The organism is Atlantibacter subterraneus, assembly GCF_007570865.1.
Classification (GTDB): Bacteria; Pseudomonadota; Gammaproteobacteria; order Enterobacterales; family Enterobacteriaceae; genus Atlantibacter; species Atlantibacter subterraneus.
The window spans coordinates 22,348-43,770 of the sequence record NZ_VLPS01000007.1 but is presented as its reverse complement, the minus strand read 5'-3'; the positions used below and the strand labels follow the sequence as shown (position 1 = coordinate 43,770).

23 protein-coding genes and 1 other RNA gene are annotated in these 21,423 nt (G+C 55.6%); 12 read left to right on the top strand and 12 right to left on the bottom strand.

Annotation, left to right across the window (positions count from 1 at the left end; genetic code table 11):
• Position 1: 1 nt before the first annotated feature.
• Positions 2-904, bottom strand: a complete 903-nt coding sequence (gene yhaJ, locus FND52_RS13475) for a DNA-binding transcriptional regulator YhaJ (RefSeq protein WP_125294287.1) — start codon at positions 902-904, stop codon at positions 2-4.
• Between the two features lie 104 nt (positions 905-1,008).
• Here yhaJ and FND52_RS13470 point away from each other — a divergent pair, with 104 nt between their 5' ends.
• Positions 1,009-1,710 carry a pirin family protein gene (locus FND52_RS13470; RefSeq protein ID WP_125294286.1) on the top strand — a complete coding sequence of 234 codons (702 nt, stop codon included), beginning with the start codon at positions 1,009-1,011 and terminating at the stop codon, positions 1,708-1,710.
• 21 nt (positions 1,711-1,731) lie between these two features.
• Complete coding sequence (locus tag FND52_RS21820; RefSeq protein ID WP_167509361.1) at positions 1,732-1,884, top strand: hypothetical protein; 153 nt, start codon at positions 1,732-1,734, stop codon at positions 1,882-1,884.
• Positions 1,885-1,905: 21 nt separating this feature from the next.
• Here FND52_RS21820 and FND52_RS13465 read toward each other — a convergent pair whose 3' ends face one another.
• From FND52_RS13465 to FND52_RS13435, 7 genes are all read right to left on the bottom strand, one after another.
• Entirely contained in the window at positions 1,906-2,535 is a 630-nt protein-coding gene (locus tag FND52_RS13465) for an NUDIX hydrolase (protein WP_244290571.1), read from the bottom strand.
• A 119-nt stretch (positions 2,536-2,654) separates the two neighbouring features.
• Positions 2,655-3,776, bottom strand: coding sequence for a ribosomal protein uL16 3-hydroxylase (locus FND52_RS13460; protein WP_125294285.1), 1,122 nt, complete (start codon positions 3,774-3,776; stop codon positions 2,655-2,657).
• Between the two features lie 157 nt (positions 3,777-3,933).
• Positions 3,934-4,312: RNase P RNA component class A (rnpB, locus tag FND52_RS13455), an RNA gene on the bottom strand.
• Positions 4,313-4,351: 39 nt separating this feature from the next.
• Positions 4,352-5,497, bottom strand: coding sequence for a glycerate 2-kinase (garK, locus tag FND52_RS13450; protein WP_125294325.1), 1,146 nt, complete (start codon positions 5,495-5,497; stop codon positions 4,352-4,354).
• Positions 5,498-5,562: 65 nt separating this feature from the next.
• A complete protein-coding gene (gene garR / locus FND52_RS13445) occupies positions 5,563-6,453 on the bottom strand; it encodes a 2-hydroxy-3-oxopropionate reductase (protein WP_125294284.1) in 891 nt (296 codons plus the stop codon).
• A gap of 34 nt (positions 6,454-6,487) precedes the next feature.
• The gene (gene garL / locus FND52_RS13440; RefSeq protein WP_125294283.1) at positions 6,488-7,255 is read right to left on the bottom strand and encodes a 2-dehydro-3-deoxyglucarate aldolase; all 768 of its coding nucleotides are present in this window, start codon (positions 7,253-7,255) and stop codon (positions 6,488-6,490) included.
• A 26-nt stretch (positions 7,256-7,281) separates the two neighbouring features.
• Positions 7,282-8,610, bottom strand: coding sequence for an MFS transporter (locus tag FND52_RS13435; RefSeq protein WP_125294282.1), 1,329 nt, complete (start codon positions 8,608-8,610; stop codon positions 7,282-7,284).
• A gap of 398 nt (positions 8,611-9,008) precedes the next feature.
• Between FND52_RS13435 and garD the strand changes: the two genes are divergently transcribed.
• From garD to FND52_RS13410, 5 genes are all read left to right on the top strand, one after another.
• Entirely contained in the window at positions 9,009-10,580 is a 1,572-nt protein-coding gene (gene garD, locus FND52_RS13430) for a galactarate dehydratase (protein WP_125294281.1), read from the top strand.
• A gap of 354 nt (positions 10,581-10,934) precedes the next feature.
• Positions 10,935-11,405: a PTS galactitol transporter subunit IIA gene (gene gatA, locus FND52_RS13425; RefSeq protein ID WP_144131328.1), complete on the top strand. Its 471-nt coding sequence runs from the start codon at positions 10,935-10,937 to the stop codon at positions 11,403-11,405.
• 14 nt (positions 11,406-11,419) lie between these two features.
• Positions 11,420-11,704: a PTS galactitol transporter subunit IIB gene (gatB, locus tag FND52_RS13420; RefSeq protein ID WP_125294279.1), complete on the top strand. Its 285-nt coding sequence runs from the start codon at positions 11,420-11,422 to the stop codon at positions 11,702-11,704.
• Positions 11,705-11,709: 5 nt separating this feature from the next.
• Positions 11,710-13,056: a galactitol-specific PTS transporter subunit IIC gene (locus tag FND52_RS13415; protein ID WP_144131326.1), complete on the top strand. Its 1,347-nt coding sequence runs from the start codon at positions 11,710-11,712 to the stop codon at positions 13,054-13,056.
• Between the two features lie 220 nt (positions 13,057-13,276).
• Complete coding sequence (locus tag FND52_RS13410) at positions 13,277-14,050, top strand: DeoR/GlpR family DNA-binding transcription regulator (RefSeq protein WP_125294277.1); 774 nt, start codon at positions 13,277-13,279, stop codon at positions 14,048-14,050.
• Between the two features lie 4 nt (positions 14,051-14,054).
• Here the strand turns inward: FND52_RS13410 and FND52_RS13405 are convergent, their stop codons facing one another.
• Positions 14,055-15,071: a Fic family protein gene (locus FND52_RS13405; RefSeq protein ID WP_144131324.1), complete on the bottom strand. Its 1,017-nt coding sequence runs from the start codon at positions 15,069-15,071 to the stop codon at positions 14,055-14,057.
• 3 nt (positions 15,072-15,074) lie between these two features.
• Positions 15,075-15,938 (bottom strand): 16S rRNA (cytidine(1402)-2'-O)-methyltransferase, encoded by an 864-nt coding sequence (rsmI, locus tag FND52_RS13400; protein ID WP_125294275.1) that lies wholly within the window; start codon positions 15,936-15,938, stop codon positions 15,075-15,077.
• 64 nt (positions 15,939-16,002) lie between these two features.
• On the opposite strand from rsmI, the gene FND52_RS13395 reads away from it, so the two are divergent.
• The 4 genes from FND52_RS13395 to dolP are packed head-to-tail and all read left to right on the top strand — an operon-like array spanning position 16,003 to position 19,591.
• On the top strand, positions 16,003-18,039 hold the full coding sequence (locus tag FND52_RS13395) for a penicillin-binding protein activator (RefSeq protein ID WP_144131322.1): 2,037 nt from the start codon (positions 16,003-16,005) through the stop codon (positions 18,037-18,039).
• Positions 17,997-18,386, top strand: coding sequence for a YraN family protein (locus FND52_RS13390; protein WP_125294273.1), 390 nt, complete (start codon positions 17,997-17,999; stop codon positions 18,384-18,386). Before FND52_RS13395 ends, FND52_RS13390 begins: the two co-directional genes overlap by 43 nt.
• Positions 18,387-18,415: 29 nt before the next feature.
• Positions 18,416-19,006, top strand: coding sequence for a DnaA initiator-associating protein DiaA (gene diaA, locus FND52_RS13385; protein ID WP_125294272.1), 591 nt, complete (start codon positions 18,416-18,418; stop codon positions 19,004-19,006).
• A 9-nt stretch (positions 19,007-19,015) separates the two neighbouring features.
• Positions 19,016-19,591, top strand: coding sequence for a division/outer membrane stress-associated lipid-binding lipoprotein (gene dolP / locus FND52_RS13380; protein ID WP_125294271.1), 576 nt, complete (start codon positions 19,016-19,018; stop codon positions 19,589-19,591).
• A gap of 36 nt (positions 19,592-19,627) precedes the next feature.
• Here the strand turns inward: dolP and FND52_RS13375 are convergent, their stop codons facing one another.
• Positions 19,628-20,275, bottom strand: coding sequence for an NAD-dependent epimerase/dehydratase family protein (locus FND52_RS13375; protein WP_144131320.1), 648 nt, complete (start codon positions 20,273-20,275; stop codon positions 19,628-19,630).
• Positions 20,276-20,392: 117 nt separating this feature from the next.
• On the opposite strand from FND52_RS13375, the gene FND52_RS13370 reads away from it, so the two are divergent.
• Positions 20,393-20,911 carry a type 1 glutamine amidotransferase domain-containing protein gene (locus tag FND52_RS13370; RefSeq protein ID WP_125294269.1) on the top strand — a complete coding sequence of 173 codons (519 nt, stop codon included), beginning with the start codon at positions 20,393-20,395 and terminating at the stop codon, positions 20,909-20,911.
• Between the two features lie 3 nt (positions 20,912-20,914).
• On the opposite strand, the gene FND52_RS13365 is transcribed toward FND52_RS13370, so the two are convergent.
• Positions 20,915-21,337: a YhbP family protein gene (locus FND52_RS13365; protein ID WP_144131318.1), complete on the bottom strand. Its 423-nt coding sequence runs from the start codon at positions 21,335-21,337 to the stop codon at positions 20,915-20,917.
• Between the last annotated feature and the right edge of the window lie 86 nt (positions 21,338-21,423).

Here is a 21,423-nt window from a genome sequence, read left to right as displayed (position 1 = left end):
ATTAACTGCGCATATGGGCGAACAGTTTGGGGATCTCACGCAGACACCAGGCTTTCGCCTCACCCATGCTGTCGCGACGCCAGGCCATAATGATGTCGATTTCGTGGGTCGACTCCGGGCTCACCACGCGCAGCCGCCCTTCCGCGATATCTTTTTCCACCAGCGGATACGGCATGGTCGCTACGCCCATGCCCGCCAGCAGCGCGTTTCTCTTATCTTCAATAGAACTGACCGTTAAGCGCGGCTGCTTATCCAGCAACTGAACCGTTAACACCGGGCGCTCGCGGGCAGTATCCGCGACCGCCACGCCACGGTACTTCACGCGCGTGACTTCAGACAGCGGCTCCGGCTCCTGGTGGATTGGGTGATCCGGCGCGGCGACGTATACGTTCATCAGGCTGTAGAGCTTGCGGGAGTTGATTTCAGAGGACGAGCGGAAGTGCATATCCGGCGCGATAACGATATCGGCGCGCCCCTGCTCCAGCCGTTCCCAGGCACCTGCCAGCACTTCAGTAATAATGGAAAGCTGGGTGTTGGCTTTATCCGCCAGTTTATCCACCAGCGGAAATAGCGCGGAAGTGGGCACCAGCGCCTCGGTGACGAGAGTGAGATGGGTTTCCCAACCGCGCGCCAGCGCTTCGGCGTCAGTGGTAAGCTTATCGGCGGCTTCCAGCAACACGCGTCCGCGTTCCAGCAGCATACGCCCGACGTTAGTGAATTTGGTGCGGTGTCCGGAGCGGTCAAAAAGCACCACGTCCAGCTCTTCTTCCAGCTTCTGCATGGTGTAGCTGAGCGCTGACGGAACTCGCCCCAGCTCATCCGCTGCGGCGGCAAAACTGCCGCGCCGATCGATTGCATCCATGACGCGTAACGCTTCTAGCGTCAGTGCTCTTTCTTTAGCCATCGGGTGCTCATTCAGGAAATTTGAACATACCCAGCAGATTAACTGGCTAACAATGCAGCGTCCAGAGCCTTAACATAAAAGCTGGTAAAGAGAGGTCAAGAATTATGATTACGACGAGAACAGCCAAACAGTGCGGGCAAGCTGACTATGGTTGGCTGCAAGCTCGCTACACCTTCTCCTTTGGGCACTACTTCGATCCAAAATTACTGGGTTATGCCTCGCTGCGGGTGCTTAACCAGGAGGTTCTGGCACCAGGCGCATCCTTCCAGCCGCGCACGTTCCCGAAGGTGGATATTCTGAATATCATCCTGGAAGGCGAAGCGGAATACCGCGACAGCGAGGGTAACCACGTTCGCGCCTCCACCGGAGAAGCGCTGCTGCTGGCCACCCAGCCGGGCGTGAGCTATAGCGAGCACAACCTCAGCAAAGACCAGCCGCTGACGCGCATGCAGCTGTGGCTGGACGCCTGCCCGGAACGGGAAAACCCGCCGATCCAAAAAATTGAAATTCTGCCCCAGGCGACCCAGCTGCTGGCGACGCCGGACGGCAGCAATAACAGTTTGCAGTTACGCCAGCAGGTCTGGCTGCACCATATCGATCTGTGTGCGGGCGAGCGCCTGTCATTCCAGCTTCACGGGCCGCGCGCCTATCTGCAATCGATTCACGGCACCGTCAATGCGCTATCTCACAGCGATGAGAAACAGATTTTAACCTGCGGCGATGGCGCGTTTATTCGTGACGAAGCTAACGTAACGCTGGTAGCAGATTCACCGCTGCGGGCATTGCTGATAGATTTGCCGGTGTAAGAACTGTCCGGGAAGGATGCTATGAAAAAACACAAAGGAAAAGCGACGCAAACCGCTGCGCCAAAAGAGCAGGAATCGCCAAAACGCCAGGAATGGGGTTATGAAGAGATGCTCACCGAGCTTGAAGCCATTGTCAGCGACGCCGAGCAGCGGCTTGAGCAAGAAGAACAGTAAGACTCTCTACCCCGCGTTGGGTTAATCAAACCACGCGGGTTTATCGCTGACGGCGATGTCGATGCCTGTCAGGATCTCTTCCTTAACGATCCGCGTCAGTGAAAGTGCAGGCAGGTTATCGATATCAAAAAAGCCGATATCCAGCGACTCGTGGCTAATCTGCAGTTCGCCGCCCAGTTCTTCGCACAAGAAAAGCGTTTTATACACGTGCCACGGGTACGGTGGATGGCCGTGCAGGTTGCGATCCCATATGCCTAACAGTTTAGTGACCTTAACATTCAGCCCGGTTTCTTCGAGCACTTCACGGCGAATGGCCGTTGAAGGGCTGTCACCGACGTCAACCCATCCCCCCGGCAGGCTCCATAAACCATCATCCGACTCCTGCACCATCAACAACTTGCCTTCACGCAGCACAATGGCACGTACATCGGTTTTTGGCGTCGCGTAGCCATCATCGGAAAGATGCATGTTGGCAAAGGCCTCCGGGCTCAGGTTAAAACCCGCCGCCAGCATGTCATACGCAATTTTCCGTAGGGCTTCATAGCGTTCTCTGTCAAACACGCCAGGTGAGTATGTCAGCCCGGATTGAGCAATGGCCTGGATGCGCTGGGCGATAAGATTGATATCTTCGTTGCTGAGTTTGTTTGACACTTGCTCCACCTTCTTCAAAAAGCCAGCGACTAACTTACTCTGGTTAGTGACGGATAAACATAAAAAAAAGCCGCAGCACGGTGTGCTACGGCTTATTTTCATTAGCGAAACGCGCTGGGTTACTCGTCGAAATACCAGTAGCCCTGATTAATCAGCCCGGTTAGCTCTGCTGCAAACGCCGGGTTAGCCAGAGCCGCGCCTAGCAGCTCTTTACCGAGAGTGGTGTAACGGCACAGCGCATCCGCAGCCTGCGGATCGACCGTCTCCAGCTTCTCGCTGTTAATAAAGAAACTGTCGCCAATGTGCAGTACCCGCAGCCCGCTAAGGCGCGTCAGCATTTCGCCGTCCATCAGGGCACCAACCACTTCGTCCACCTCATACGGCGGCTCTGCCGGGGCGATATCCAGTTCATGGCGCGGCGTTGTCGCGAAGCGGCCAAACCACTGTTTGAAATCTTCCGGCTGGTTGATCATGGCGATCATCATATCGCGCAGGCGATCCAGTTCGTACTCTTCAACGCGGCCCGGATGCTCCCGGCAGGTCAAATCCGGATCGCTGTAGTGCTCGCCGCCGAGATCGTTTTCCAGCGCATAGTCCGCAAAGCTGCTAATCAAATCGCGGCCATTAGGCCCACGGAAACCAACAGAGTAGTTAAGTGCGGTTTGATGGGTAAACCCGTCGTGCGGGAATCCCGGTGGGATGTACAGAATATCGCCCGGCTCAAGATCTTCATCGATGATCGGCGGGAATGGATCGACATGCAGCAGCGCCGGATGCGGGCAGAACTGGCGCATCGGCAATTTATCGCCCACGCGCCAGCGGCGGCTGCCCATGCCCTGAATGATAAACACATCATACTGATCGATATGCGGGCCCACACCGCCGCCCGGCACGGAAAACGAGATCATCAGATCGTCCAGCCGCCAGTCGGGCAGTACGCGGAACGGTTTTACCAGCTCGGCGGAAGGCATATGCCAGTGGTTCACCGCCTGGGCCAGCAGCGACCAGCCGGTCTCGCCTAAGTTATCGAAATCCTCGAACGGCCCGTTGGCGGCCTGCCATTGACCATTTTTATGGCTGACCAGGCGGCTATCCACTTCGGGTTCCATCGCCAGCCCTGCCAGTTCGTCCGGAGTAATCGGATCGACGAAATTGGGGAAGGCATTTTTCAACACCACAGGTTGTTTTTGCCAGTACTTCTCTAAAAACTCAGGCCAGTTAAGATTCAGTTGATAAGCCATGATGGTGACCATTGTGAAGACAAACGGGCCTGATTATAAAGAGGCGAAGATCTAACCCGCTTTGTCATTGGTCAAGGTCGGATGCGCCGTCCTGTAAAAATGGACAGTGAAGAGGGATGCTGAAAAAGCAAAACCCCGCCGAAGCGGGGTTTCTAATGTGTGAAGCTGACCGATAAGCCGGGTTCTGTCGTGGACAGTCATTCATCTAGGCCAGCAATCGCTCACTGGCTCAAGCAGCCTACCCGGGTTCAGTACGGGCCGTACCTTGTGAACCCCTATTTGGCCTTGCTCCGGGTGGAGTTTACCGTGCCGCGAACTGTTACCAGTCGCGCGGTGCGCTCTTACCGCACCCTTTCACCCTTACCTGATCCCGCTTGCGCGGGCCATCGGCGGTTTGCTCTCTGTTGCACTGGTCGTGGGTTTCCCCCCCAGGCGTTACCTGGCACCCTGCCCTATGGAGCCCGGACTTTCCTCCCCTCCGCCCGTCTCCCCCCGAAAGAGGACGACGACGAAGCGGCGACTGTCTGGTCAGCTTCGGCGCGGAGTATAGAGGGTTTGCGCCTCTCTGTCACGCCTTAAGGCGCGGTATGCATCCCAACATTCAGCGTCGCGGCGATGTTGCGCGAGGCGCGATAGATGTTTTCAAACGCGTTCTTTAACGCCTCTTCCAGCGAACCGATGCTGGTCAGCACGCTGAATACCGCATCGATGCCATACTGATGCACCACGCCAACGTCCGGCGTCAGGCTGCCCGCGATGCCGATCACCGGCTTGTGGTACTTCATGGCCACATTCGCCACGCCTACCGGCACTTTGCCGTGAATGCTCTGGCTGTCGATACGCCCTTCGCCCGTCACCACCAGCGTGCAGTCGTGAATATGTTCTTCCAGATTGAGCGCCTCGGTGACGATCTCAATTCCGCTGCGCAGCTCTGCGTTCAGGAACGCCATCAGCGCTGCCCCCATGCCGCCCGCCGCGCCTGCGCCCGGCACCTCTTTCACGTCCACGCGCAGCGATTTTTTAATCACATCGGCAAAATGGCCGAGATTGCGATCGAGCTCAACGATCATCGCTTCCGTTGCGCCCTTTTGCGGGCCAAAAATCCGCGATGCGCCCGTGTCGCCCACCAGCGGATTCGTTACATCACAGGCAACGCGAATCGAACATTCCGCGAGACGCGGATCGAGCCCGGAAATATCAATGCTGTTCAGCGCGATTAAACTGCCGCCGCCGTGGCCGATCTCTTTACCGGCCGCATCCGTCAGCTTTGCGCCCAGCGCTTGCACCATGCCTGCGCCGCCGTCATTGGTAGCGCTGCCGCCAATGCCGATAATAATATTGCGCGCCCCGTTATCCAGCGCGTGGAGGATCAGCTCCCCGGTGCCGCGCGAAGTGGTAATCAGCGGGTTGCGTAAGTTCAGTGGAACCAGCGACAGCCCGCTGGCTTCCGCCATTTCAATAAAAGCCGTCTTTTTATCGCCCGAAATACCCCAGCTGGCATTCACGCGCTCGCCCATAGGACCGGTCACCTGCGTGGTAATTTTGCTGCCGTCAGTCGCCGAAATCATGGCGTCCACGGTACCTTCGCCGCCATCGGCAACCGGTACGCGAACATACTGAGCGTCAGGGAAAATTTCCCGAAATCCTTTTTCGATGGCCTGGGCTACCTCAGCAGCAGGAAGGCTTTCTTTATAAGAGTCTGGTGCTATTACAATTTTCATCATTATTAAGCCCTTCTTGCCGTGCGGGGCGTGAAACCAAGGGCGCGTCCCCGCGCCCTGTTTTATTACCGGGTGATCTCGATCTTCGCCAGTTTCTCGTAGTAGCACGCCAGCGCGCTGTGGTCGTCGTTGCCATGACCATCGGCACGCAGCGCCTGCATCATCTCCATCACTGCCGCGGTCAGCGGCAGCTGTGCGCCCACGCCGTGAGAGGTATCCAGCGCGTTCGCCAGATCTTTAATGTGCAGATCGATACGGAAACCCGGTTTGAAATTGCGATCCATCACCATCGGCGCTTTCGCGTCCAGTACGGTACTGCCTGCTAGGCCGCCGCGTATAGCCTGGTAAACCAGATCCGGATTTACGCCCGCTTTGGTCGCCAGCGTCAGCGCTTCAGACATCGCGGCGATGTTCAGCGCCACAATCACCTGGTTCGCCAGCTTGGTGACGTTGCCCGCGCCGATGTCGCCGGTGTGCACCACGGAACCCGCCATGGCTTTCAGCAGATCGTAGTATTTGTCGAAAATCGCTTTGTCACCGCCAACCATCACCGACAGGGTGCCGTCGATGGCTTTCGGTTCGCCGCCGCTCACCGGCGCGTCCAGCATGTCGATGCCTTTGGCTTTCAGCGCATCGCTGATTTCACGGCTCGCCAGCGGTGCGATGGAGCTCATGTCGATGACCACGGTGCCCGGCTTCGCGCCTTCGATGATGCCGTTTTCACCCAGCGCCACTTCTTTGACGTGCGGGGAGTTCGGCAGCATGGTGATGATGACGTCACACTGCTGGGCGATCTCTTTCGGGGTGGCCGCGGTGCTGGCACCAGCCTCAACAACTTCAGCAATCACCTCGGCATTGCGGTCGGCAACCACCAGGGAATAACCGGCTTTAATGAGGTTTTTACTCATTGGTTTACCCATGATGCCCAGGCCAATAAAACCAACTTTCAGTGTCATAGCGTTAATCTCTCTCGTTAATTACGGGGGGTGGTTATTTTTTAAAAGCGTCACACAGTTTCTGCGTGGCGGAGCGGAACACGCCTAAATCGCTGCCCACGGCAACAAAGGTCGCGCCCCATTCCAGATAGCGACGGGCGTCGGCTTCAACCGGTGCCAGGATGCCTGCCGGTTTGCCGTGCGCTTTGGCGCGTTCGAAAATGTACTGAATGGCGCGCTGCACGTCCGGGTGATTCGCGTTACCCAGATGGCCCAGCGCGGCGGCCAAATCGCTCGGGCCGACGAAGATGCCGTCTACGCCGTTGGTCGCGGCAATGGCATCAACGTTATCAACGCCCTGCTGGCTTTCGATCTGCACCAGGATGGTGATGTTCTTGTTCGATTCGGTCAGATAATCCGGCACGGTGCCAAACATGTTGGCGCGATGAGAAACCGACACGCCGCGAATGCCTTCCGGCGGATAGCGTGTAGAGGCCACCGCCTGCTCCGCTTCTTCCGCCGTTTCCACGAACGGGATCAGGAAGTTGTAGAAACCGATATCCAGCAGGCGCTTGATGATGATCGGCTCGTTGGTCGGCGCGCGTACCACCGGCGCACTGTGGCTGCCTTTCAACGCCATCAGTTGCGGGATAAAGGTAGTGACATCGTTCGGCGCGTGTTCGCCGTCCAGCACGATCCAGTCAAAACCTGCCAGACCCAGCACCTCGGCGCTGATCGGATTTGCCAGTGCGGACCAGCAGCCGATTTGGGTCTGTTTGGCCGCCAGCGCGGCCTTGAATTTGTTAGGGAAAATAGCGCTCATTCTCTTTACCTTAATGTCATCGATGCTTATTTCTGCAGTTCCATACGCTTGATGTCGCCAACCACGAACAGGTAGCAAACCATCGCCATCAGGGCGGAACAGCCCACGAACAGCAGCGCAGCGTTAAAGGAGTGCAACTCACTCACCAGATAGCCAATCACCAGCGGGGTGACGATAGAGGCAACGTTACCAAACACATTGAATACCCCGCCGCACAGCCCGACAATTTCTTTCGGCGCGGTATCAGAGATAACCGGCCAGCCCAGCGCGCCAAAACCTTTACCGAAGAACGCCAGCGCCATCAGAGCAATCACCAGCACGGTATTGTCGGTGTAGTTACACAGAATGATGGTCGATGCCAGCAGCATGCCCAGCACAATCGGCAGCTTACGGGCCAGCGTCAGCGAATGGCCGCGTTTAATCAGCGAATCCGAGAACACGCCGCCCAGCACGCCGCCGGCGAATCCGCACAGCGCCGGGATAGACGCCACCATCCCCACTTTCAGAATCGACATGCCCTTTTCCTGCACCAGGTAAATCGGGAACCAGGTGAGGAAGAACCAGGTGATAGTGTTGATAAAGTATTGGCCGAAAAATACGCCCAGCATCATGCGGTTGGTCAGCATCTGCTTGATGTAATGCAGTTTAGGGCCGCTGTCAGTGGTGGTTTTTTTGTGGTCCATATCCACCACTGCGCCGCCTTTCTTGATGAACTCCAGCTCAGCCGCAGACATTTTCGGGTGGTCAGTGGGGTTATGGATAAATTTGACCCACATAATCGTCAGCACAAAGCCAATCGCGCCCATCACGGTGAAAACGTGCTCCCAACCCCATGCGAAGGTCAGCCAGCCCAGCAGCGGCGAGAAGATTGCCAGTGAGAAGTACTGCGCTGAGTTGAAGATCGCCGAGGCGGTGCCGCGCTCTTTGGTCGGGAACCAGGCCGCCACAATACGGGCGTTGGCCGGGAATGACGGCGCTTCAGAGAAGCCGAGCATAAAGCGCATCAGGAACATCGACACGCCCGCCCAGGCCAGCGGCACCATATCCACAAACCCTTGCAGGAAAGTAAACAGCGACCAGAAGAACAGGCTGTAGGTATACACTTTCTTAGAACCGTAACGGTCAAGCAGCCAACCGCCCGGAATTTGCATCAGCAGGTAGGCCCATCCAAACGCGGAGAAGATGTAACCCATGGAAATCGCGCTGAGCTGAAGCTCTTTGGCCACTTCGGTCCCGGCGATAGACAGGGTAGCGCGGTCGGCGTAGTTAATGGCAGTAACAATAAAAATAATCAGCAATATATAATATCGGGTATGCATACCCTTTTTTGTTTCACTGGCGGCATCAAGCATCATATTATTTACCTCTGGTTCAGGCACTCTATTCGGAATTAAATTGAACCGGTGCGGGAGTAGTTTTTATATTTTTATATCTTATTCTGGGATATTAAATTCACACCATTACGTTATGGGTCAGTATAAACAGCGCCCCCTAACCTCGCATCATGCATCTGCACAACAAAACATTCTTAAATAGCGTTTTTGTTTTGCCGAAGCCCAACTTCATGGGCGCTAATCCACAGATTTAATCATTGCCGCCCTTGCCAGCGCTGGCTTCGCGGTGTCTGGTGACCTGCGTCACATTTTTATTTTTGAACACCTGACATTCTTACTGCCATTACTGCTTGATACCGATAAAAATAATATTCCTTAATTTATTAACCATGCCTTGAGCACGCGGAGAATACTGGACAATGGCTAATATTGAAATTAAACAACAACCGCCCGGCGCTTTTTATATCAAAGTGCACGACACTGATAACGTCGCCATCATTGTAAATGATTACGGCTTAAAAGCGGGCACCCGTTTCCCGGATGGTCTTGAGTTGATTGAACATATTCCTCAGGGCCATAAAGTCGCGCTGAGCGATATTCCCGCGCATGGCGAAATTGTCCGTTACGGCGAAGTAATCGGTTATGCCGTAAAAGATATTCCGCGCGGCAGCTGGATTGAAGAATCTCTGGTGGAACTGCCAAAAGCACCGCCATTGAATACCCTGCCGCTGGCGACCAAAGTCCCGGAGCCGCTGCCGCCGCTGGAAGGCTATACCTTTGAAGGCTATCGCAACGCGGATGGCAGCGTGGGGACTAAAAATCTGCTCGGCATTACCACCAGCGTGCATTGCGTGGCGGGCGTGGTGGATTACGTGATTAAAATCATCGAGCGCGATCTGCTGCCGCGTTACCCGAACGTGGACGGCGTGGTCGGCCTGAACCATCTCTACGGCTGCGGCGTGGCGATTAACGCCCCGGCGGCGGTAATTCCAATCCGTACCATTCACAATATCGCGCTGAACCCCAACTTTGGCGGCGAAGTGATGGTGATTGGCCTGGGCTGTGAAAAACTGCAGCCGGAACGCCTGTTGCAGGGCACCGAAGACGTGCAGGCTATCGCGGTCGATGACGCCAGCATTGTGCGTTTGCAGGATGAGCAGCACGTGGGCTTCCGCTCCATGGTGGACGATATTCTGCGCGTCGCCGAGCGTCACCTTGAAAAACTCAACCAGCGTAAACGCGAAACCTGTCCGGCTTCTGAACTGGTTGTCGGCATGCAGTGCGGCGGCAGCGACGCGTTCTCCGGCGTGACCGCCAACCCGGCGGTCGGCTACGCTTCCGACCTGCTGGTACGCTGCGGCGGCACGGTGATGTTCTCGGAAGTCACTGAAGTGCGCGATGCGATCCATCTGTTAACGCCGCGCACCGTGGACGAGCAGGTCGGTAAGCGCCTGCTGGAAGAGATGGCCTGGTACGATGATTACCTCGACATGGGCAAAACCGACCGCAGCGCCAACCCGTCCCCGGGCAACAAGAAAGGCGGCCTGGCGAACGTGGTGGAAAAAGCGCTGGGGTCTATCGCGAAATCCGGCCAGAGCGCGATTGTGGAAGTGCTGTCGCCGGGCCAACGCCCGACCAAACGCGGCCTGATTTATGCCGCTACCCCGGCCAGCGACTTTGTGTGCGGTACCCAGCAGGTGGCCTCCGGGATCACCGTGCAGGTGTTCACCACCGGTCGCGGCACGCCGTACGGCCTGATGGCGGTGCCGGTGATTAAAATGGCGACCCGCACCGAGCTGGCGAACCGCTGGTATGACTTAATGGACATCAACGCAGGTACTATCGCTACCGGTGAAGAGACCATTGAGCAGGTGGGCTGGAAGCTGTTCCACTTCATTCTGGATGTGGCGAGCGGGCGCAAGAAAACCTTCTCCGATCAGTGGGGCTTACATAATCAGCTGGCGGTGTTCAACCCGGCACCTGTGACCTGATATCTCATTTCAATTTCCTTGCCATTATGCCAGCCGCTCGCGCTGGCATTTTTTTTGGTTTACCGCGCTTCCCTCATGCGTAGCGTTCCCTTCAAGCCTGATATTCAGCCTTTTCCCACCGATTTCCGGTACATATTCCGAATATTTTTGAAACCTTTCCTTTGTGAACGCAGATCACAATTATTGAAATTCAAAATGATTAAATTCCTTTCGTAAGAAACAAAACGAAAATAAATGTGCGCCTTATTTCGAAGAAATAACAGCGGTTTCCCCGCACAACGAAAGGAGGCCGCAGTTGAGATGTTTCACATCATGGGAATACGGCCATGGGTGGTATGCCCCAGAGGAGAAATCATGACCCAATTGTACGTTCGTACCGGTATTCACTTTGCTAACCGTGAGGAGGCGCTTGAGCACATCGGCACGGAAATGCTGGCGAAAGGCGTAGTGAAAGCGAGTTATCCGCAGGCGCTGAAACAGCGAGAGGCGGTTTTTCCAACCGGCATCGCCCTTGAACACCATGCCGTCGCTATCCCGCACTGTGAAGCTATACACGCTATTTCGCCCGCTATTTATTTGATCCGTTCGGATAACCCCGTCTTTTTTCAACGCGCGGATGACGACGATGAAATCGCGGTATCGCTCATTATCGCGCTGATCGTCGAAAACCCTGATGCCCAACTCAAACTGCTGCGCCAGTTATTTAGCGGGCTCCAAAATCCGCAACGAATGACGGCAATGCTTAATGCGGATTCGGCAGAACTGAGAAAAGTATTCCGGGAAACCCTGATCGAACCGCAGCCTGAAGCGGCTTCGACACGATAAATAAGGAGAACGTTATGAAACGAAAAGTTATTGTCGCCTGCGGCGGTGCGGTTGCGACATCAACCCTGGCAGCCGAAGAAATTAAAGAGCTGTGTGCGGCACAGGGTATAGAACTCGATCTGGTGCAGTGTCGTGTCACGGAGATCGAGACTTATATGGAGGGGGCCGATCTGATTTGTACCACTGCGCGGGTCGATCGGACCTTTGGCGATATTCCCGTGGTGCACGGTATGCCGTTCGTTTCCGGCGTGGGTATCGAAGCATTACAACAAAAAATCCTGGCTATCCTGGAGGAGTAGAAATCATGTTTAACGACATCATGCGTTATATCCTCGATCTCGGCCCCACCGTGATGCTGCCAGTGGTGATCATTATTTTCTCCCTGCTGCTGGGAATGAAGCCAGGAGACAGCTTCAAATCGGGATTGCATATCGGCATCGGGTTTGTAGGTATCGGGCTGGTCATCGGTTTAATGCTTGACTCTATTGGCCCCGCTGCGAAAGCGATGGCAGAAAATTTCGACATTAACCTGAACGTGGTCGATGTCGGCTGGCCCGGCTCATCGCCAATGACCTGGGCTTCGCAAATCGCGCTGGTCGCTATTCCGATCGCTATTGCGGTAAATATCGTGATGCTGGTGACGCGTCTGACCCGCGTGGTTAACGTCGATATCTGGAATATCTGGCATATGACTTTTACCGGCGCGTTGTTGCATCTGGCAACGGGCTCCTACTGGATTGGTATTCTCGGCGTTGTGGTTCATGCCGCCTTTGTTTACAAGCTGGGAGACTGGTTCGCTAAAGACGTGCGCGACTATTTCGGTCTGGAAGGGATGGCAATCCCCCACGGAACCTCCGCCTATCTGGGGCCAATCGCGGTACTGGTGGATACGCTGATTGAAAAAGTGCCGGGCCTGAACCGTATTCACTTTAGCGCCGATGACGTTCAGAAGCGGTTTGGACCATTCGGCGAGCCGGTGACCGTGGGTTTTGTAATGGGTATTCTGATTGGATTGCTGGCCGGGTATGACGCTAAAGGCGTATTACAACTGGCCGTGAAAACCGCCGCCGTCATGCTGCTAATGCCCCGCGTGATTAGACCGATTATGGATGGCTTAACCCCTATTGCGAAACACGCGCGCAAACGCCTGCAGGCTAAATTTGGCGGCCAGGAATTTTTGATTGGCCTCGACCCGGCACTGCTGCTCGGCCAGACCTCAGTGGTATCCGCCAGCCTGATATTTATTCCGTTAACCATTTTAATCGCCATCGCGGTTCCCGGTAATCAGGTGCTACCGTTTGGCGACCTTGCAACGATTGGCTTTTTTGTCGCCATGGCGGTAGCGGTACATCAGGGAAACCTGTTCCGCACCCTGATTTCTGGCGTCATTATTATGAGTATTACCCTGTGGATCGCCACGCAAACCATTGGATTACACACCCAACTTGCGGCAAATGCGGGCACGCTTAAAGCAGGCGGTATGGTAGCGTCAATGGATCAGGGCGGCTCGCCGATTACCTGGCTGCTGATCCAACTTTTTACGTGGCAAAACGTTGCCGGGTTTTGCGTTATCGCCGTGATTTACGTCGCAGGCGTATTTTTAACCTGGCGTAGAGCCAGGGAAAACAGTAAATCGCCGGTCGGCGTCTGACGCTATAAGAATCAGATTTTATCTGCTGATTAGCGGCGGCAGAGTCCTGCGCGCCCTGATAACGCTGAAAACTCGCTCTCTCCACCCTCGTTGACGGCGCAGTGGAAATAACCCAAAGCCAGCGTTTAGCGCTGGCTGTCATCGCCTTTCGAAATGCAACGCTAACCTTTCAAAACGCTTTCGATTACACTAGGGGTAATTATTTTTAAGGATTGAAAAGATGAACTCCTTTGAACGACGCAACAAAATAGTCGAAATGGTCAACACCCATGGCAGCGTGCTGGTGCTTGATTTGTCGAACACCTTCGGCATCTCGGAAGTCACGATCCGCGCCGATCTTCGCCTGCTTGAAGAAAAGGGTCTGGTGACGCGTTTTCACGGCGGCGCGGCGAAGCCGGGCAATAATGGTGCTGAAAGCGATAACCACGAAGTATTGCTGGAAGCACGCTACCAGCTGGCGAAAGATCCCAAGAAACGCATTGCGCAAACCGCAGCGGCGATGATCGAAGAAGGCATGACCGTGATCCTCGACAGCGGCAGCACTACGCTACTGATCGCCGAAGCGCTGGTAAAACGCGCCAATATCACGGTGATCACCAATAACCTGCCCGCCGCCTATCTTCTTTCCGACAATAAAGACATCACCCTGGTGGTGTGCGGCGGCACGGTACGCCATAAAACCCATTCGATGCACGGCACGATTGCCGAGCGCTCATTGCAGGGGATCAGCGCCGATTTGATGTTTGTCGGGGCTGACGGCTTTGATACCACTAATGGCATCACCACGTTTAATGAAGGGTACTCCATCAGCGCGGTGATGGCGGCAGCGGCGCGCCGCGTCATTGCCGTGCTCGACGCCTCGAAGTTTAATCGCCGCGGCTTTAACCAGGTCATTGCGATGGAGAAAATTGACGTCATCATTACGGATGATGGGATCAGTGAAGAAGATAAGATGCTGCTGAATAACAGCGGCGCAAAGATGATGGTGGTGTGAGCAATCACGGTCGGCAGGTTTCTAAAACCTGCCAGTAGCCCCCTTTTCTGGGCCCGACTCGCCGAAGCGCTGATTTATCCTGAAGCAGTTTGAGGTAACGCTCAATGGTCCGCGACGTCACGCCAATGTTGTTGGCCAGTTGAACGGCCGTCATTGCTGGCTGGCGGTCTAATAATTGCAGAATATCGCGCTCTGTCGCCGTCAGATAAAAAGAATTTTCTTCCGACATTTTTCCCGACATTTGTTCCGACACTGCGGGGGTAGATGCCAATCCTTCTTCCAGCGCCTGAGCGACGTTTTGCAGCATAAATTCAATAAAAGCCGTACAGTCGCTTTCCCTGTCGCACTGACGCAGGATCTGATAATAGGCTTCCTGCTGATGATGAATTAACGTTTCAACCGGCAACCATGCCAGTTCTGTACGCCATTGGCTCAATATCAGGGTCTGCCACAAGCGCCCCATACGCCCGTTACCGTCAGAAAAAGGGTGAATGAATTCAAATTCATAATGAAACACCGAGCTGGCAATCAGAGGATGAAGTTCTGTTGTTTGAAGCCAGCCGAGAAGATCCTCAATCAGGCGCGGAACTTGTGAGGCGGAAGGAGCCATATGGATCAGGGTATTATCCCGGTAAATACCGACATCCCCGCGCCGCAATTTACCGGGATTATCCACAAGCCCCATCATCAAAACTCGATGGGCGCTCAGTAAATCCTGTCGTCGCCCAGCCTTCCAGCCGGGCATTTTTTCATAAGCTTGTATGGCGTTACGCACTTCCTGAATATCTTTTTCAGGTGCCAGAACGCGCTTTCCTTCCATAATCGCCGTGACCTGATCGGTGGTTAGCGAGTTATGCTCAATCGCCAGAGAGGCCTGAATGGTGCGAATACGGTTTTCTTTGCGCAACAGGGGCGACGTCCTGCCGGATTGCGCCGCCCAGTGCCCCATCAGTTCGCCAATCTCCACCACCTGGTTAAGCATGGCGGGAGTAAGGGTAAATGGCGGCTGATAGCGGCTCACAGGTTAATCTCCCTGCTGTTCCAGCGCATATTTATACAGCGCGTTTTTCTTCACGCCGTGGATTTCCGCCGCCAGCGCCGCCGCTTTCTTTAACGGCAGCTCGGCCTGCAACAGCGCCAGGGTGCGCAGCGCATCGGCGGGCAACGCCTCTTCCTGCACGTCGAAGCCTTCAACAATAAGCACCATTTCGCCCTTGCGGCGATTTTCATCTTCCTTAACCCACGCCAGCAGCTCGCCGATGGGCGCGCCGTGAATCGACTCCCAGGTCTTGGTGATCTCCCGGGCCAACACCACATAACGTGATTCACCCAGCACGGTGCAAATGTCTTCCAGGCTCTCCAGCAAACGGTGGGTGGATTCGTAAAAAATCAGGGTGCGTGGCTCCTGCTCAATAGCTTTGAGCGCATCGCGGCGCGCTTTGGATTTAGCAGGTAAAAAGCCTTCGTAGCAGAAGCGGTCAGACGGCAGCCCGGCCGCGCTTAACGCCGCGATGGCGGCGCACGGCCCCGGCAGCGGCACAACGCGAATACCCGCCTCGCGGCAGGTGCGAACCAGATGATAGCCCGGATCGTTAATCAACGGCGTGCCCGCATCGGAGACCAGCGCAATATTTTGCCCTTCCTGCAACTTTGCCAGCAGCGTTTGCGCTTTTTGTTGCTCATTATGATCGTGTAATGCGAACAACCGCGCGGAAATAGCAAAGTGTTGCAGCAATAAGCCAGTATGGCGCGTATCCTCAGCAGCAATCAGGTCAACCGACTGCAACACCGAGAGCGCACGCTGGGTTATGTCCCCAAGATTACCGATTGGCGTTGGGACAATATAAAGCTGGCCCTGAGAATTCTCGGTGGAATCGTGTTGTTTCATTGTTTAGTCCGTATTGCCGATTTAATATTGAATATTGATTAAAAAAAAACTCACTGGATACAGTATGGTACCGTCAACCTTAATACGTTCTAAAGCCGCGCGCTGCCTGCCTGTTGTGCTTGCCGCGCTGCTTTTCGCCGGCTGTGGCACCCAGGCGCCGGATCAAAGTACCGCGCACATGCAGGGTGAAGCGCAGGCGAATTCTGCTTACTACTTACAGCAAATGCAGCAGAGCTCGGATGATACCAAGACCAACTGGCAATTACTCGCGATACGTGCCCTGATTCAGGAAGGTAAGCGCCAGCAGGCCACCGAGCTGTACCAGCAGCTACCTGAAAAACTTAATGATGCACAGCGCCGTGAGCGTAGCCTGCTCGATGTCGAACTGATCCTCGCGAACAAAAATTACCAGGGCGCTGCCGCTCAACTGGCTTCTCTGGATACGTCCGATTTTAGCGATGCGCAAAAAGCGCGTTACTACCAGGCGCAAATTGACGCCAGCCAGGGCCGACCGTCGCTGGAACTGCTGCGCGCGCTGATCGCTCAGGAGCCGCTGCTGAAACCCGCCGATAAGCAAAAAAATATCGACGCCACCTGGCAAGCGCTCTCTGCCATGACGCCCGAACAGGCCAACGCGCTGGTGATTAACGCGGATGAAAACGTGTTGCGCGGTTGGCTGGATTTACAGCGCATGTGGTTTGATAACCGCAGCGATCCTGCCATGTTGAAGGCGGGGATTCAGGACTGGCAGACCCGTTATCCGCAGAACCCGGGCGCAAAGCTGCTACCGACTCAACTGGTGAACGTCCAGAATTTCAAACCCGCCTCGGCGGATAAGATTGCGCTGTTATTACCGCTTAACGGCCAGGCCGCCGTCTTTGGCCGCGCCATTCAGCAGGGCTTTGAAGCGGCGAAAAATAGCGGCGTGAGCCCGGTAAACGCCCCGCAAACGCCGGTGGCGGCGCAGCCTGCCGCTGAGACTGCGCAACAGCCGATCGGCACGGACGGCGTGGCAAGCCCGTCCGCCGCCAACGTTAACGATTTAACCCAGGATGCCGTCGCGCCGGCAGCTGTGCCGCAACCCGCAGAGACGCAAACCGCAACCAACGCCCCGGCCAATCCGGGCGCGGAAATTAAAATCTACGACACCAGCAGCCAGCCGCTTAATCAGGTACTGAATCAGGTGCAGCAGGATGGCGCGAGTATCGTCGTCGGCCCGCTGTTGAAGCCTAACGTTGAAGAGCTGGTGCGTAGCAACACGCCATTAAACGTGCTGGCGATGAATGAACCAGAGAACGTGCAAAACCGCGCCAACATCTGCTATTTCGCCCTCTCCCCGGAAGACGAAGCGCGTGACGCCGCAGACCACATATGGCAACAAGGCCAACGTAATCCGTTGCTGCTGGTACCGCGCAGCGCGCTGGGCGACCGCGTGACGCGCGCGTTTGCCGAACAGTGGCAGCATCTGGGCGGCGCTGCAGTGTTACAGCAAAAATTTGGCTCCGTGTCGGAACTGAAAATGGGCATCAACAGCGGTTCCGGGATTGCATTAACCGGCTCGCCGGTAGCGTCCAGTCTGCCATCTCAGCAGGCGACCACCATCGGCGGCCTCACTATCCCTGCGCCACCGACGGATGCGCAAATCACTGCCGGCACCAGCGGCAATGTGGATGCGGTTTACATTGTGGCAAGCCAGGATGAAATCGCCTTAATCAAACCAATGATCGCAATGCGCACCGGCAGCCATAACGGCGCGACGCTGTATGCCTCGTCACGCAGCGCGCAGGGCAATACCGGGCCGGACTTCCGTCTGGAAATGGAAGGGCTGCAGTTTAGCGAAATCCCGATGCTGGCCGGAGATAATCCGGGCTTACAGCAGCAGGCACTGGCCGCAGTGAATAACGACTATTCGCTGGCGCGGCTTTACGCCATGGGCGTCGACGCCTGGTCGCTGGCGAATCACTTCTCGCAAATGCGTCAGGTGCAGGGCTTCCAGCTCAACGGCAATACCGGCACGCTGACCGCCGATGGTGACTGCGTGATCAACAGGAAGTTAACATGGCTCAAATACCAGCAGGGACAGGTGGTGCGGGCAAATTAAATTCACAGCAGGGCGCGGCCTGGGAACACCGGGCGCGCCTGTGGCTGGAACGCAAGGGATTGCGTTTTGTCGCGGCAAATGTGCGCGAACGCTGGGGTGAGATTGATTTGATCATGAAGCACCGCCACGTCATCGTGTTTGTCGAGGTGCGCTATCGCCGCTCCGGCTATTTTGGCGGGGCCGCCGCCAGCGTTACCCAGGCCAAGCAACATAAATTATTACAAACCGCGCGCGGCTGGCTCGCCCGTCAGTCTGAGAGTTTTGATACTGTGGATTGCCGGTTCGATGTGTTAGCCTTCACCGGCGATGAAGTCGAGTGGATTGAGAACGCGTTTTCCGCCCATTAATCAATTGACGTATTTTTCAAAGGATCACCGTGTTAGAACGAATCAAAGTCTGCTTTACGGAAAGCATTCAAACTCAAATTGCTGCTGCTGAAGCCCTTCCGGATGCCATCTCTCGTGCGGCAATGACGCTGGTTCAGTCCTTACTCAATGGCAACAAAATCCTGTGCTGCGGCAACGGCACCTCCGCCGCGAACGCCCAGCATTTTGCCGCCAGTATGATCAACCGGTTTGAAACCGAGCGCCCCAGTTTACCGGCGATAGCACTAAATACTGATAATGTGGTCTTAACAGCCATCGCCAACGACCGTTTGCATGAAGAGATTTATGCCAAACAGGTTCGCGCATTAGGCCATGCGGGCGATGTCTTACTGGCAATCTCCACCCGCGGCAACAGCCGGGATATCGTCAAGGCGGTAGAAGCCGCGGTAACCCGCGATATGACCATCGTCGCCCTTACCGGTTACGACGGCGGCGAACTGGCGGGTTTGCTGGGACCGCAGGATGTGGAGATTCGTATCCCCTCTCACCGCAGCGCGCGTATTCAGGAGATGCATATGCTGACGGTGAACTGTCTGTGCGATTTGATAGATAACACGCTTTTTCCTCACCAGGATGATTAAGGAGTACACATGAAGGCATTTTCGCCCCTCGCCGTCCTTATTGCCGCGTTGCTATTACAAGGTTGCGTTGCTGCAGCGGTTGTCGGAACTGCGGCGGTAGGTACTAAAGCCGCTACCGATCCGCGCTCGGTCGGCACTCAGGTCGACGACGGAACGCTGGAGCTACGGGTCAATAGCGCGTTATCCAAAGATGAGCAGATCAAGAAAGAGGCACGTATCAACGTGACCGCTTATCAGGGCAAGGTTCTGTTAACTGGCCAGGCACCCAATACCGAGCTGGCGTCGCGTGCCAAACAGATCGCCATGGGCGTGGAAGGCACCACTGAAGTGTATAACGAAGTGCGCCAGGGCCAGCCGATTGGCCTGGGAACCGCCTCCACCGATACCTGGATCACCACCAAAGTACGCTCCCAGCTGCTGGCAAGCGATCTGGTGAAATCCTCCAACGTGAAAGTCACTACCGAGAACAGCGAAGTGTTCCTGCTGGGTCTGGTAACGGACCGCGAAGGGAAAGCGGCTGCCGATATCGCCAGCCATGTGAGCGGCGTGAAGCACGTCACCACCGCCTTTACCTATATTAAATAACGACTTGCGCCCGCAGGTTACTGGCGGGCGCTGTTTCTATCGCGCCGCCAGCTGCGCTTTTTCCCGCAGTTCAGCAGAGTCCAGAATCGTCACGCCTGGTTTCCCTCCTGTCATCGCATCCTGAAACATCGCCAGCGCGACGTCCCGCGCATGAATCGCTTTCCATTTCCCTGGCAGCAGGCTGAAGAGCGGCGCAAACAGCGATTCGTTAAAGCGTTTTTTATTGCGATGCCCCAGCAGCATCGATGGCCGGGCGATGGTCAAACGCGGCCAGCCCTGGGCGCGCAGCGTCTCTTCCATCTCGCCTTTGACCCGATTGTAAAAAAATGGCGAATGGGCATTCGCGCCCATCGCGCTGACCACCAGCACATGCGTTGCGCCAAGGCGTAACCCCGTCAGGCCGGTATCTACCACCAGGGTAAAATCGGCATGAACAAACGCCTCTTTGCTGCCCGCCTCGCGCCGGGTGGTACCGAGACAGCAGAACACGATATCCACCGGCTCGGTGGCCTGGGCTAACGCATCCGTAAGCTGCGGATCGTGGGGGTTAAACATTTTTTTCATGGGCGCAAGCGGCCTGCGGCTGGGCGCGACGATGGTTTCAATGCGCGGCTCGTCGTTCAGTAGTCTAAGTAAGTGGCCGCCAACTAAACCGCTGGCCCCCGTAATCAATACCCGGCTCATTATTTCCCCCTTGCAGATTAATCCGTGTTGCAAAGCCATGCCCTTCAACCAGGCTTAATAGTCAGTATTCACTATTTTCAGTGATTAGGTGTGTCTAAAACGAACTGAGGAGTAAACATGAGCAAGAAGATTGCAGTCCTGATTACCGACGAGTTCGAAGATTCCGAGTTCACCTCCCCGGCGGAAGAATTTAAAAAAGCGGGCCATGAAGTGATCACCATCGAGAAGCAAGCCGGCAATACCGTAAAAGGTAAAAAAGGCGAAGCTCAGGTGACTATCGATAAAGGCATTGATGACGTAAAACCTGATGAATTCGATGCGCTATTGCTGCCGGGCGGTCATTCACCGGATCACCTGCGTGGTGATAGCCGCTTTGTCGATTTTACCCGTGAGTTTGTTGAAAGCGGCAAACCGGTATTCGCCATTTGTCACGGTCCACAGCTGCTGATTAGCGCCGATGTGATCCGTGGCCGTAAGCTGACGGCGGTAACGCCCATCGTGATTGATGTGAAAAACGCGGGCGCAGAGTTTTTCGACCAGGAAGTGGTGGTCGATAAAGACCAGTTGGTCACCAGCCGTACTCCGGACGATTTACCCGCCTTTAACCGCGAGGCGCTACGCCTGCTAGGCAGCTAACGGTTAACGCTGCCAGATATGTTTTTTGCCAAAGCCAAGGGTGTTGTCGGTGAATTTAAGTTCATCCAGCCGGATCGACCAGACCGGCGCTGACATCGCTCTGGCTATGGGGAAGCGTCGGTTATAGCGCTCGCGAAGGCTTGCTGACGCTTCACCCTCCAACAGCTCAAGCTCGCCTTTAAACTGCACCCCGCGTATTAACGCCACGTTTTTTGTCTGCCCGCTTACGGTGCCCGCCACTCTCGCTTTGCCGCCGCTGATTTGCCCGTGCCGGGTCTGCGGATCGCTTAACAGATAAAACGCGACTGCCTGTGGGCAATACAGGTAAAACGCGTTCGCGCACCACATATCCTGGTCGTTCGCTACGCAGTAGCTCACCACATGCTGTTTAGCGAGCCAGCGGCTGATGGCTTCCAGTGCTTCCATAATGCCTCCTGAAAAGGTTTGCCGACACACTACCACAGTGTCGCTGCCGGGAAAGCGTGATAAGGTGCGGCAAAATCCTCGTCCGA